At 64.1% G+C, this 12,577-nt stretch carries 12 protein-coding genes; 11 read left to right on the forward strand and 1 reads right to left on the reverse strand.

The window, feature by feature from the left end:
• Positions 1–12 precede the first annotated feature (12 nt).
• The 9 genes from lpxD (at position 13) to fba (ending at position 7,943) form a co-directional block, all read left to right on the forward strand.
• Positions 13–1,065 (forward strand): UDP-3-O-(3-hydroxymyristoyl)glucosamine N-acyltransferase, encoded by a 1,053-nt coding sequence (lpxD, locus tag AC01FP_RS01040; protein ID WP_474477200.1) that lies wholly within the window; start codon positions 13–15, stop codon positions 1,063–1,065.
• Between the two features lie 25 nt (positions 1,066–1,090).
• Positions 1,091–2,173: a 3-isopropylmalate dehydrogenase gene (gene leuB, locus AC01FP_RS01045; protein ID WP_474477017.1), complete on the forward strand. Its 1,083-nt coding sequence runs from the start codon at positions 1,091–1,093 to the stop codon at positions 2,171–2,173.
• A 48-nt stretch (positions 2,174–2,221) separates the two neighbouring features.
• The gene (locus AC01FP_RS01050) at positions 2,222–3,124 is read left to right on the forward strand and encodes a phosphoribulokinase (protein WP_474477021.1); all 903 of its coding nucleotides are present in this window, start codon (positions 2,222–2,224) and stop codon (positions 3,122–3,124) included.
• Positions 3,125–3,255: 131 nt separating this feature from the next.
• Positions 3,256–3,567 (forward strand): hypothetical protein, encoded by a 312-nt coding sequence (locus AC01FP_RS01055; RefSeq protein ID WP_474477024.1) that lies wholly within the window; start codon positions 3,256–3,258, stop codon positions 3,565–3,567.
• Positions 3,568–3,613: 46 nt separating this feature from the next.
• Positions 3,614–4,420 carry a prepilin peptidase gene (locus AC01FP_RS01060; RefSeq protein ID WP_474477027.1) on the forward strand — a complete coding sequence of 269 codons (807 nt, stop codon included), beginning with the start codon at positions 3,614–3,616 and terminating at the stop codon, positions 4,418–4,420.
• Positions 4,421–4,457: 37 nt separating this feature from the next.
• Positions 4,458–5,333, forward strand: coding sequence for an acetyl-CoA carboxylase, carboxyltransferase subunit beta (gene accD, locus AC01FP_RS01065; RefSeq protein ID WP_474477031.1), 876 nt, complete (start codon positions 4,458–4,460; stop codon positions 5,331–5,333).
• Complete coding sequence (locus AC01FP_RS01070) at positions 5,330–5,734, forward strand: hypothetical protein (RefSeq protein WP_474477034.1); 405 nt, start codon at positions 5,330–5,332, stop codon at positions 5,732–5,734. Before accD ends, AC01FP_RS01070 begins: the two co-directional genes overlap by 4 nt.
• On the forward strand, positions 5,731–6,828 hold the full coding sequence (locus AC01FP_RS01075; RefSeq protein ID WP_474477037.1) for a Gfo/Idh/MocA family protein: 1,098 nt from the start codon (positions 5,731–5,733) through the stop codon (positions 6,826–6,828). The genes AC01FP_RS01070 and AC01FP_RS01075 overlap by 4 nt, the downstream gene beginning before the upstream one ends.
• Before the next feature lie 41 nt (positions 6,829–6,869).
• A complete protein-coding gene (gene fba / locus AC01FP_RS01080; protein ID WP_474477039.1) occupies positions 6,870–7,943 on the forward strand; it encodes a class II fructose-bisphosphate aldolase in 1,074 nt (357 codons plus the stop codon).
• Positions 7,944–8,004: 61 nt separating this feature from the next.
• Here the strand turns inward: fba and AC01FP_RS01085 are convergent, their stop codons facing one another.
• The gene (locus tag AC01FP_RS01085; protein ID WP_474477042.1) at positions 8,005–10,785 is read right to left on the reverse strand and encodes a UPF0182 family protein; all 2,781 of its coding nucleotides are present in this window, start codon (positions 10,783–10,785) and stop codon (positions 8,005–8,007) included.
• Between the two features lie 171 nt (positions 10,786–10,956).
• On the opposite strand from AC01FP_RS01085, the gene thrC reads away from it, so the two are divergent.
• Positions 10,957–12,222 (forward strand): threonine synthase, encoded by a 1,266-nt coding sequence (gene thrC, locus AC01FP_RS01090; RefSeq protein WP_474477203.1) that lies wholly within the window; start codon positions 10,957–10,959, stop codon positions 12,220–12,222.
• A gap of 38 nt (positions 12,223–12,260) precedes the next feature.
• Complete coding sequence (locus AC01FP_RS01095) at positions 12,261–12,536, forward strand: MoaD/ThiS family protein (RefSeq protein ID WP_474477044.1); 276 nt, start codon at positions 12,261–12,263, stop codon at positions 12,534–12,536.
• Positions 12,537–12,577: the final 41 nt, after the last annotated feature.

Here is a 12,577-nt window from a genome sequence, read left to right on the forward strand (position 1 = left end):
GGCTTCCTTGGAATGCGCTTCAGCGAACTGCTCAGCCATCTGAGCGACGTGACTGATGCAAGCCCGCGCCACCTTGGCTGCGACCCCGAAATTTGCGGTGCCGCCGCCCTCGACCAGGCTGGGACCGGCCAGCTGAGTTTTCTTGAATCGGGCCATGCCCTGGCGACTGCCCTGGCCGGCAGCAACGCCGCAGCCATCCTGCTGCCGGCGCGGGGCGAGGAGGCCCCAGCCCTGCAGCAGCAGGCCCAGGAGCAGGGCCTGGCCTGGATCTCCCTAAATGATCCACGCCTGGCCTTTGCCGAGGCTCTCGAGGCCCTCCACCCGCAACGCCAGCCCGCCGCCGGCATCCACCCCAGTGCCGTTGTCGACCCGAGCGCCGTCGTTGGGATGGGATCCCATGTCGGCGCCCTGGTGGTGATCGGCGCCGACGTGCAGATCGGCGCCGATTGCATACTTCACCCCCATGTGGTGCTCTACGAAGACGTACAAATCGGTGCTGGCTGTGAGCTGCATGCTGGGGCCGTGCTGCACTCCGGCAGCCGCCTGGGCCCTTGCTGCGTCGTGCACTCCAATGCTGTGGTGGGCAGCGAGGGCTTCGGCTTCGTGCCCACTGCCACTGGTTGGCGCAAGATGCCTCAGACAGGGCAAGTAATTCTTGAGGAGGGCGTCGAGGTGGGCTGCGGCAGCACCATCGACCGACCCTCGGTTGGCGAAACCCGCATCGGCGCCGGCACCAAGATCGACAACCTGGTTCACATCGGCCATGGCGTCAGCACCGGCAAGGGCTGTGCTCTGGCGGCCCAAGTAGGCATCGCCGGCGGGGCCCGCCTCGGCAATGGCGTGATTTTGGCGGGCCAGGTGGGCCTGGCAAACAAGGCGGTAATGGGAGACCGGGCCATCGCTAGTTCGAAATCCGGTGTGCATGGCGAAATCGCCGCTGGCGAGGTAGTGAGCGGCTATCCGGCCATCCCCAACCGCCTCTGGCTGCGGAGCTCGGCAGTGTTCAACAAATTGCCTGAGCTGGCTAAAGCCTTGCGGCAGCTGGAGAAGCAGATCAAGCCCTAGCCTCGCGCCCAACACCTCAAGGGCCATGACGTCGAGCTACCGGATCACCCTGCTCCCCGGCGACGGCATCGGCCCGGAAATCACGGCGGTGGCCCGCCAGCTACTCGACGCGGTGAGCGCCAGCCATGGCTTCAGCCTCACTTACGACGAACAGCCCATGGGCGGCGTGGCCATCGATGCCACCGGCGAGCCCCTGCCCAACAGCACCCTCGAGGCCTGCAAGGCCGCCGATGCCGTGCTGCTGGCTGCCATCGGCTCCCCCCAGTACGACAGCCTGCCGCGAGAGCAGCGCCCCGAAACGGGTCTGCTGCAGCTGAGATCTGGCCTGGACCTGTTCGCCAACCTGCGGCCGGTAAAGATCATTCCGTCTCTGATCGACGCCTCCAGCCTCAAACGCGAGGTGATCGAAGGGGTTGACCTGCTGGTTGTCAGGGAACTCATCGGCGGCGTCTATTTCGGCACCCCCAAGGGCCGGGTGGAAGCTGATGGCCGCATCCGGGCCTTCAACACCATGGCCTACTTCGACGACGAGATCGACCGCATCGCCAAGGTGGGCTTCGAGCTAGCCGTGCAGCGCGGTGGCCGGCTTTGCAGTGTTGATAAGGCCAATGTGCTGGATGTGAGCCAGCTCTGGCGAGACCGGGTCAATGCCATGGCTGCTGACTACCCCGGTGTCGAGCTCAGCCATATGTATGTCGACAACGCCGCCATGCAGCTGGTGCGCAATCCCCGTCAATTCGACGTGCTGCTCACCAGCAACCTCTTCGGCGACATCCTCAGCGATGAGGCCGCCATGCTGAGCGGCTCGATCGGCATGCTGCCATCCGCCTCCCTGGGCTCCAGCGGGCCAGGCCTGTTTGAGCCGATCCACGGCTCCGCCCCCGATATCGCCCGCCAGGACAAGGCAAACCCGATGGCGATGGTGCTCAGCGCCGCCATGATGCTGCGGGTCGGCCTGCAGCAAGACGCCGCTGCCACCGCCCTAGAAACCGCCGTCGACCGGGTGCTGGCCGCTGGCTTCCGCACCGGCGACCTGATGAGCGAGGGCTGCACCCAGCTGGGCTGCCGTGCCATGGGAGAGCAGCTGCTAGGGGCCTTGGCCGGGTAGGCGCCGGCGACCTGCCAAACTCTCGATCAGTTTCGTTGATCCCTGCGCATGTCGAAGCGTCACCCGGTTGTTTCTGTCACCGGTTCCTCCGGCGCAGGCACCAGCACTGTCAAGCGCGCCTTCGAGCACATTTTTAAGCGCGAAGGCATCACACCTGCAGTGGTGGAGGGCGACAGCTACCACCGCTACGAGCGCGGCCCGATGAAGGAAGCCATGGCCACCGCCTTGGCCAATGGTGAAAACTTCTCCCACTTCGGCCCCGAAGCAAACCTGTTTGACAAGCTCGAAGAGCTGTTCAAGGCCTACGGCGAAACCGGCAGTGGCCAGAAGCGTTACTACTTGCACTCCGTTGAAGAGGCTGCAGATCACAACGCCCGCCTCGGCACCAACCTGGATCCTGGCCAGTTCACCCCTTGGGAAGCCATCCCCACCGGCACCGACCTGCTGTTCTACGAAGGTCTGCACGGTGGAGTGCAGGGTGAGGGTTACGACGTAGCCGGCCTGGCAGACCTTCTAGTGGGCGTGGTGCCGGTAGTGAACTTGGAGTGGATCCAGAAAATCGCCCGCGACAACAAGGAGCGTGGCTATTCGGCTGAGGCCACAGTTGACACAATCCTGCGCCGTATGCCGGATTACATCAACCACATCTGCCCCCAGTTCAGCCTCACGGATATCAACTTCCAGCGTGTCTCAACAGTGGACACCTCCAACCCCTTCATGATCCGGGAGATCCCCACGCCGGATGAATCCTTTGTGATCATCCACTTCCGCAAAGGTGCCCGCGAAAAGTGGGGGATCGACTTCGCCTACCTGCTCGACATGATCCATGACTCGTTCATGTCCAGCCCTACCTCGATCGTTGTAGACGGCGGCAAAATGGGCTTCGCCATGGAGCTGATCCTTACGCCGATCATCCATCGCATGATCGAAGAGAAAAAGAAACTAGCTTGATTGCAGTTGCAGCCCCTATTCTGGGGTTGCAATTCGTTCTGGTGAGGCCGATCTCCTTCGCCACACCCACGAAGAATCCTTCCCCGTCGTTTCTGATTCCGGGAGCTGCCAAAAACAGGGCGGCTGCTTCTTTGCGACTCGACCTAATCAACAGCAGCCTGGTGATCCAGGCTGCTCGCCGCGTTTTGTTTCAGGCCCTTGAGCTCGGCGGCTCAGCCAATGAACCCTCAGGAGTGGTCCTTAATGGCTGCCAGATCCAGGGCACTGGTCAGAATCTGGGCAAAGGCCAACAGTTTTGGCAGGGACGCATCGTTTTCGATCAGCCGGTGCTGCTACCAGATGAGCACTTTGTGCCGATTGAATTGATTCGGGGCCGAGTGGGCCGCAGCGGTGCTGCCCGGCTGCGACTACCCCGAAAACCTTCCGCCCCCCCTCTCTCCTGAGGCCCTTTTGAGCAGCCTTGCTCCGCTTCTTGCCAGCGCTCCAGCCGTGCCAGTTGTGGTGGCCCTGCTTGGGGCCTGCGTGGGCAGCTTTCTCAATGTGGTGGCCTGGCGCTTGCCTCGGGAGGAATCGATCGTGCTGCCACCCAGCCACTGCCCCCGTTGCGGCAGCCGGCTGCGCTGGTTTGAAAATGTGCCCCTGCTGGGCTGGTTGCTGTTGCGGGGCCGCTGTGGCCACTGCGGTGCTCCGATCTCCTGCCGCTACCCCCTGGTGGAGCTGCTTAGCGCCGGGCTCTGGGTAGCGGCCCTGCTGGCCCAGCCGAGCGCCATGGGCAGCCAGCCCCAGCCCTGGCTGCTGGTAGCCGCAGGCTGGCTGCTGTTGAGCTGGCTGCTGCCGCTGGTGTTGATCGATATTGATCGCCTCTGGTTGCCCGAACCCCTGTGCCGAATTGGCCTGTTACTAGGCCTAGCGGTGAGCGCCGTGATCGGCTTCCAGCAGGGCTCCGATACGGGCCGAGAGCTGCTGTTTCACCATCTGGTAGCCGCCGGGGTTGGCCTGGTTGGCTTTGAAACGGTCAGTGCCTTGGCCCACAAGGCACTCGGCCGGCCGGCCCTCGGGCTGGGAGACGCCAAACTGGCTGCCCTGCTGGGGGCTTGGCTTGGTCTCACCGGTCTTGGCATCACCGTGATCCTGGCGGTGTTTGCCGGGGCGGTGCTGGGCAGCATCGGCCGCCTCAGCGGCCTGCTGGGCAAGCACCAGCCCTTTCCCTTTGGCCCCTTTCTTGCAGCAGGCGGAGCCGCCGTGTGGCTGCTCGGCAACGACCTATGGCTGGTCGTGCTGGGGCTGGTGTGGTGAAGCGCCTTAAATAGGTCGAGCTGTTGGTGTCCGCCACATGTCGCTGTTCGACTGGTTTGCTGACCGCCAAAAAAATGCCCCGACCGTGCGGGTCACCCAGGAGCCAGAGGAGGGAGATGGTCTCTGGAGCAAGTGCCCGGAATGCGGATTGGTGGTGTATCGCAAAGACCTGGTGGCTAATGCCAGCGTTTGCAAAGGATGTGGCCACCACAACCGTATTGATAGTGCCGAGCGCATCGCCCTGATCGCCGATCCGGGCAGCTTCGAGCCCATGGATACCGGCCTCTCACCCACCGACCCACTCGCCTTTAAGGACCGGCGCAGCTACGCCGATCGAATCCGCGACAGCCAACAGAGCACGGGCCTGCTCGACGCCGTGATTACCGGTATCTGCCGCACCAGTGGCCTGCCCCTGGCCCTAGGGGTGATGGATTTCCGCTTCATGGGCGGCTCGATGGGTTCGGTGGTGGGCGAGAAGCTCACCCGCCTGATCGAAACCGCCACCGCCCGGCGCATGCCGGTGCTGATTGTCTGCGCCTCCGGTGGCGCCCGCATGCAGGAGGGGATGCTGAGCTTGATGCAGATGGCCAAGATTTCTGGCGCCCTAGAGCGGCACCGCCAGGCAGAGCTGCTTTACCTGCCCCTACTCACCTATCCCACCACCGGAGGGGTGACTGCCAGCTTCGCCATGTTGGGCGACTTAATCCTGGCCGAGCCCAAGGCCCTGATCGGCTTCGCCGGCCGCCGGGTGATCGAGCAGACCCTGCGCGAAAAGCTGCCCGAGGGCTTCCAAACCGCCGAATACCTGCGCGACCACGGCTTCGTTGACGCGATCGTGGATCGCACCAAATTCAAGGCAACCCTGGCCAGCCTGCTGACCATGCACGGCTGCCGTGAAACGGTGACGGCATGAGCGGCCTGCGCTGGGCAGCCCGCTCCCTACTTCTGGTTGCGCTGCTGCTGGGGGTCTTGGCCACCACCCCTGGAAGGGCACTGGCTGGCCCGGTCAACTGGCATGAGGTGCCCGGCACCAGCGAGGGGCGCCAATGGTGGGATGGCGGCAGCCTGCGGACAAGCCGCGGCGGCAACATTTCGGTACTGACTCGCTTCCAGAAACCCGTCAGCGAGGAGCAACCCCGGCCCCTATCCGACCTCTACGTGATGGAAATCGACTGCGGTCAGGAGCTGTTCCGCGACACCTCGATCAACGGCCTGCCCCAGTTCAGGGCTGAATGGCAGCCGGCATCGGGAGACAACCTGATCAGCAGCGTGATCGGCGAAGTTTGTGCCACCGCAGCCGAGGGCCTCTCATGAGCGCTCACCCGCTGAAGGTGGCCATTGCTGGTCTGGGCTTTGGCGAGGCCGTGCACCTACCCGCATTGCGTGCCTGCCCCGGCACCGAGCCGGTGGCCCTCTGGCACCCGCGCCCCGAGCGACTGGAAGCCGCCTGCCGCAGCGCCGAACTGCCTGGCCACAGCGACTTCGATGAGCTGCTGGCCAATCCGGCCGTCGAGGCGATCGTGATCGCCACCCCGCCAGGACCCCGTTTTGATCTGGCCAGGCGCGCCCTGGAAGCGGACAAGCACCTGCTGCTGGAGAAGCCCGTGGCCCTCAACGCTGAGCAGATCGAGAGCCTGCAACGGCTGGCCCTGCAGCGGGGGCTAACCGTGGCGGTCGACTTTGAATACCGGGCCGTTCCCCTGTTCCAGCAGCTCGCCGACCTGCTGGCCAGCGGCATCCTCGGTGAATTGGTGCTGGTGAAATACGACTGGCTAATGGGCAGCCGGGCTGACGCCTCGCGCCCTTGGAGCTGGTACTCCCAGGCAGCCGAAGGCGGTGGGGTGCTGGGAGCGCTGGGCACCCACGCCTTTGACACCCTGCACTGGCTGGTGGGTCCAAGCCGCTCCCTTAGGGCTCAATTGAGCACGGCGATTACCCAGCGTCCCCTGGCCGATGGCAGTGGTCGCCTAGCCAGGGTGGATGCCGAAGACATCGCCTTGGTGCAGCTGGAGCTGGAGACACCGCTGGGGCAAGCGGTGCCGGCCCAGCTGAATCTGGCCTCCGTGGCCCGCAGGGGCCGGGGCTGCTGGCTGGAGCTGTACGGCCGCGACGGCACCGCCGTGCTGGGCTCCGATAATCAGGCCGACTACGTGCATGGCTTTGGGCTGTGGCACTCCCAGGCGGGAGAGCCCTTGCGGCCGGTGGAGGCGGATGCCCGCTGGAGCTTTGCTCGCACCTGGGCCGATGGCCGGATTGCGCCGGTGCAGCGGATTCACAGCTGGTGGAGTGGGGCGGTGCGCGAGGGCCGGCCGATGCTGCCTGGCTTGGGCGAGGCGGTGTTGAGCCAGCGCTGCTGCGACTGGGCCCGCCTGGGAACAGCCCAGGGCGCTCCAAGGGGCATCGCCTAGAGTCACCCCCAGTTCAACTCCCGACCCCGAGAGGTTTTCCCATGGCGCTCGTTCCGCTTCGGCTGCTGCTCGACCATGCCGCTGAGAACGGCTATGGCATCCCTGCCTTCAACGTAAACAACCTGGAGCAGGTGCAGTCGATCATGGAGGCGGCCAGTGAGACCGACTCTCCGGTGATTCTGCAGGCCTCCCGCGGGGCTCGCCAGTACGCCGGTGAAAACTTTCTGCGCCACCTGATCCTGGCCGCAGTCGAAACCTATCCGGACATCCCGGTGGTGATGCACCAAGACCACGGCAACAGTCCTGCCACCTGCTTCGGCGCCGCCGCCAACGGCTTCACCTCGGTGATGATGGATGGCTCGCTGATGGCTGACGCCAAGAGCCCCGCCAGCTACGAGTACAACGTAGCTGTCACCAAGGAGGTGGTGGACGTGGCCCACGCCATTGGCGTGAGTGTGGAAGGCGAGCTGGGTTGCCTGGGTTCCCTGGAAACCGGAATGGGTGAGGCCGAGGACGGCCATGGCTTTGAGGGCAAGCTCGACCACAGCCAGCTGCTCACCGATCCGGCCGAAGCAGCCGATTTCGTCGCCAAAACAAAAGTTGATGCCCTGGCTATCGCCATCGGCACCAGCCACGGCGCCTACAAGTTCACCCGCAAGCCCACCGGTGAAGTGCTGGCCATCAGCCGCATCGCTGAGATCCACAAAGCGATCCCCAACACCCACCTGGTGATGCACGGCTCATCATCGGTGCCCCAGGAGTGGCTCGACATGATCAACAAGTTTGGCGGCGCCATCCCCGAGACCTACGGCGTGCCCGTGGAAGAGATCCAGGAGGGCATCCGCAACGGCGTGCGCAAGGTGAACATCGACACCGATAACCGCCTGGCCTTCACCGCAGCTGTTCGGGAAGCGGCCTTCAAGGATCCCGCCAACTTCGATCCCCGCCACTTCAACAAGCCTGCCCGCCAATACATGAAGCAGGTGTGCCTGGATCGCTATCAGCAGTTCTGGTGTGCCGGCAACGCCAGCAAGATCAAGCAGCGCGACATCAACTACTACGCCGGCCTCTACGCCAAGGGCTCCCTCGACCCCAAGGCTGCTGTCGCCGCCTGATCTGGCCGTACCCCATTAGTGCTCCTGTCATGGAGATCATCGGCCCCGAAAGGGGCCTTTTTTATGGCCCTGATTGATTGGGCCGGCCAGGATCCAACAGGGAGGCAATCGCCCGATCCAGGGTGGTTTCCATCGCCACCCTGGTGCCATCGCTCACCACCACGCGGGTGAGGGTGGGCAGCCCACCATTGCGGGCCTTGAGATACACGGGCTCCACATAGAGAAGCGCCTCACCCAGTGGCACTACCAGCAGATTGCCCTGGATTACCTCCGATCCAGCTCGGTCCCAGAGACCAAACTGCTGGCTGATACGCGGGTTCTGGTTGATCAGGGCCTGAACCTGCTCCGGACCAAAGATTGGCGTCTGGGTTGGGAAGCGCAGCAACACCAATTCGCCGTAGTTGGGGGCGTCGCTGCGGGCCGCCAACCAGGCGGCCAGGTTGGGGCGGGCCAAGGGCGTGAGCGGCTGCAGCAGCAGGAATTCAGGCGGCAACTCCGGGGTCAGCTGGGCGCTGATGTGATACGGCTTCACCGGAATCTGACTGCGCCCGTAGAGCTCTTTGGGCACCTGCCATACGTCATCACCGCTGTAGAAAATGCGTGGATCGGTGACGTGATATCGCAGTAGCTGGGAGGTCTGCAGCTCGAACTGGCGCTGGGGGTACCGAATGTGGGCCTGCAGTGGCTTAGGCATCGCCGCTAGCGGCTGAAAAAGATCAGGGAACAACCTTTGCCAGCCGGCAATGATCGGGTCTTGCGGTTCGGCTACGTAGAGCACGGCCGTGCCGTTGTATGCGTCGACTACCGCCTTCACCGAATTGCGTAGATAGCGGATATCGGCGTCGCCAGGCACGGCAGCGCTGTAGGGATAGCTGCGACTGGTGGTGAAACCCTCCACGATCCAGTACTGGTTTTGGTCACGGGCAAAGGGACCCGGCTTATTGAGTTGCACCGACACCAGATAAGGATCACCCTCAAAGCGCACAAACGGGGCCAGGCTGCGCAGGCGTTCGCGCACCTCCCGGCGAAGCAGCAGTCGGGTCTGGGGGGTAATCGCCCCCTGCACCAGCAGCTTCGGCTCACGCAGATAAATAGCGGCGGCTAGTCGGCCCCAAGCAGAGCCGATCGGCACACCAGCTGAGCCGCCGTAGTGGGTGTAGAGATTTTCATCACCCTGGGGGTAGTCAAACTCCTGCACCTTGGTGGGCGCGAGGGCATAGGGCGACACCAGTGCCCCGAAATAGAGGCTGGGCTTGCCGATGGGGATGCCGGCGCTCACTTGGGCGGTGGTGATGCCCAGCTGGGCATTGCCCTGAACCCTGGTTGATGCGCCTAGGTCGCTGATGAAGTATTCCGGCAGGCCATCGGGGCTGCTGGTATTCACCGGCGAAACCGTGAAGCCATAGCCGTGGGTAAACACCAAGTGGGTGTTAAGCCAGGTGCGGGCCGCCGGGGGCAGGGAGGCTTGATCGAGCTCCCGCGCCGTGATGATCACCAGCTGACGGCCCAGTCCCTGGTTTGGCGCCAGGTTGTAGCGGTCCACCGCAGCGGCAGAGAAGCGGTAATAGACCCGCAGCTGCTGCAGCTGGCGGTTGGTGGAGAGCAGGGGCTGACTATCCCAAAGGCGAATGTTGCGCAGGGTGGCCTGGCCGGCCAGCACATCAGCGCGGGTGAGGCGCCGCCGTGGCTTAACGAAACGGGTGCTGATGCCATCAAGTTGGAAGGCTGCCCGGGTAGCCCGGATTGAGCGCGCCAGATAGGTAGTTTCCAGCTGCAACTCCCGCGGTTTAACCAGCAGCAGCTGCAGCACGGGGGTGAGCGCGGCCTCAAGCAAGGGCACCAGCAGCAGGGCCAAGGAAACAGCCCCAAGCAAAGGTCCCCGAATGCCCCGGCGCGGCAGGGGCAGCAGCAGGGCGACAGCCGTGAGCAGGGCCACCAATGCCGCCAGGGTGCGCATGGGCAGCACCAGATGGACGTCGAGCCAGCCGGCACCGGGCACGCTGCCTGCGGTGCTGAGCAGCAGCTGGTGGCGGCCAAGCCAAAAACTGCCAGCTACCAGCAGGGCCAGCGAGCCAAGCGGCCAGCGCAGCTGCAGCAGCTGCGCTGGGGTGAAACCGTGGAAACGGCCATCGCTTAGCTGGGGGGGGCGGGCCAGCAGGCCCCAAAGCCCCGCCGCCAGGTGGCAGGTACCAAGGGCAAGCAGCAGGGTTAGCCCCAGGGCCAGGGCGGGGAAACGCACCAGGCCAAAACTGATATCTGCCGAGAGCATCGGCTCCCGCACCCCACTATCAGGAGCCAGCAGTGCCAGCGACCACACCCCCCAAGCCCGGCCCAGCACCGTGGCCGTGGCCAACGACGCCAGCGCCGCCACCAAGCGGGGCGCCCGCCGCGGCCAGGCAAGCAGGGCCGCCAGCAACCCGGCCAGCAGCAACAGCAGGGAGAACGGCAGGCCATTGAGCAGGGTTAAACCATGTAGCCGCTGGGGATCGAAGGGGGTTAGCACCAGGCGTTGGGCCAGGCGCAGCAGCAGGGCCAGCGGCACCAGCTGGGCCAGGGCAAGCAGCCCTAACCCGGCGGCGTAGCCAGCTGGGGCCAGGGCAAAGCGCCGCTCGCCGGGGTCGGCCGAGCCAGGACGCCAAAAGCGACTCAGCCAGCCCTGCAGGCCGAGGCCCAGCCCCAAGCCCATACCCGTCAGGCCAGCCTGCAGCAGCCAGCGGCGCAGCAGTACCTGGCCTTTGGCAAATTGCTCAAACCAGCTCCACTCCACCCAGAGGCGGGCCCCCAACATCCCGAGTCCGACCAGAAGCGCCAGGCCCAGGGTCACGCTGAACGCCGAACGCAAGGAGGCAGACGAGAGGCGCCTTGGCATCGGGAAAAGGTGCAGGTGCCGAGGCTAGGAAGCCCTGGCCCATCAGCAAGCCCGAACCCCATATAAATACCCGACTTTTAATATCGGGATTAAATCGGTTCGCCGACAAACGCTGTTAATCTGCTGCCATCGCCGAGCGTGACCGTGACTGCCACCCTCTCCCGCTCCACCTTCACTGGATTGCGCTGCAAAGAATGCGGCCATCCCTACGAAGCAAGCGCTCGCCACGTCTGCGAAGACGTTTGCTTTGGCCCGCTCGAGGTCGTCTACGACTACGAGGCGATCAAAAATCGGGTGAGCCGGGCCACGATTGAAGCTGGTCCAGCCTCGATCTGGCGGTACCGCGAATTTTTGCCGATTGAAGGGGATCCCATAGACGTCGGCACGGGCTTCACGCCGCTGCTGAAGGCCGGCAACCTGGCTAAACGGCTTGGCCTCAAGAGCCTTTACATCAAGAACGACGGCGTCAACATGCCGACGCTGTCGTTTAAGGATCGGGTGGTGAGTGTGGCCCTCACCCGCGCCCGGGAGCTGGGCTTCACCACGGTGAGCTGCGCTTCCACCGGCAATCTGGCCAACTCCACCGCCGCCATCGCCGCCCACGCCGGCCTCGATTGCTGCGTGTTCATCCCCAGCGATCTGGAATTGGGCAAGGTGCTGGGCACTTTGATCTACAACCCCACCTTGATGGCGGTGCATGGCAACTACGACCAGGTGAATCGCCTCTGCTCGGAAGTGGCCAACACCTTCGGCTGGGGCTTCGTCAACATCAACCTGCGCCCCTATTACTCCGAGGGCTCAAAAACCCTGGGCTACGAGGTGATCGAGCAACTGGGCTGGCAACTACCAGACCACATCGTGGCGCCCCTGGCCTCGGGCTCCCTATTCACCAAGATTCGCAAGGGTTTTGACGAGTTCATCAAGGTGGGGCTCGTAGAGGAGAAGCACGTGCGCTTCAGCGGCGCCCAGGCCGAGGGCTGCTCCCCGATCGCCCAGGCCTTTGCCGCAGGCCGCGATTTCATCACTCCGGTGAAGCCAAATACCATCGCAAAGTCGATTGCCATCGGCAACCCGGCAGATGGCCCCTACGCCATCGACATCGCCAACAAAACCAACGGCAGCATCGCCGCCGTCAGCGACCCAGAGATCATCGAGGGCATCAAGCTGCTGGCTGAAACTGAGGGCGTTTTCACCGAAACCGCAGGCGGTACCACCATCGCCGTGCTGAAGAAGCTGGTGGAGCAGGGCAAGATCAATCCTGACGAAACCACCGTGGCCTACATCACCGGCAACGGTCTCAAGACGACAGAGGCGATCGCCTCCTCCATCGGCGAGCCCTACCTGATTGAGGCCCAGCTCGACAGCTTCAAAGCGGCCTGGGCAAAAGCGCAAGCCTCTCAGCAGCGCTGATCACCCCACCCATTCCTCACGCCCCTCCAATCCCCGCCATGGCAGTTCAGGTTCTGATCCCCACCCCCCTGCAGAAGTTCACCAATGAGGAGGCCAGCGTGGATCTCGATGCCTCCAATGTGGATGGCCTGATCGATGCCCTCGAGGGCCGCTATCCGGGGATCAAGGGTCGGTTGTGCGATGAGGCAGGCAAACTGCGCCGCTTCCTCAACGTCTACGTAAACAGCGAGGACATCCGCTTCCTCGACAACCAGACCACCAGCCTCAGCGACGGCGATGAGGTTTCGATTGTTCCTGCCGTGGCCGGCGGCTGACCGAAGCCTCCAGGCGCGAGCCGAGTCCCAATAGTGTTCAG

This window comes from Cyanobium sp. NIVA-CYA 375 (genome assembly GCF_056108345.1).

Excerpts from the sequence above, each read along its gene's own strand:
- lpxD (WP_474477200.1), top strand. The coding sequence starts at position 13 with ATGCGCTTCAGCGAACTGCTCAGCCATCTGAGCGACGTGACTGATGCA.
- leuB (WP_474477017.1), top strand. The coding sequence starts at position 1,091 with ATGACGTCGAGCTACCGGATCACCCTGCTCCCCGGCGACGGCATCGGC.
- AC01FP_RS01050 (WP_474477021.1), top strand. The coding sequence starts at position 2,222 with ATGTCGAAGCGTCACCCGGTTGTTTCTGTCACCGGTTCCTCCGGCGCA.
- accD (WP_474477031.1), top strand. The coding sequence starts at position 4,458 with ATGTCGCTGTTCGACTGGTTTGCTGACCGCCAAAAAAATGCCCCGACC.
- AC01FP_RS01070 (WP_474477034.1), top strand. The coding sequence starts at position 5,330 with ATGAGCGGCCTGCGCTGGGCAGCCCGCTCCCTACTTCTGGTTGCGCTG.
- AC01FP_RS01075 (WP_474477037.1), top strand. The coding sequence starts at position 5,731 with ATGAGCGCTCACCCGCTGAAGGTGGCCATTGCTGGTCTGGGCTTTGGC.
- fba (WP_474477039.1), top strand. The coding sequence starts at position 6,870 with ATGGCGCTCGTTCCGCTTCGGCTGCTGCTCGACCATGCCGCTGAGAAC.
- AC01FP_RS01095 (WP_474477044.1), top strand. The coding sequence starts at position 12,261 with ATGGCAGTTCAGGTTCTGATCCCCACCCCCCTGCAGAAGTTCACCAAT.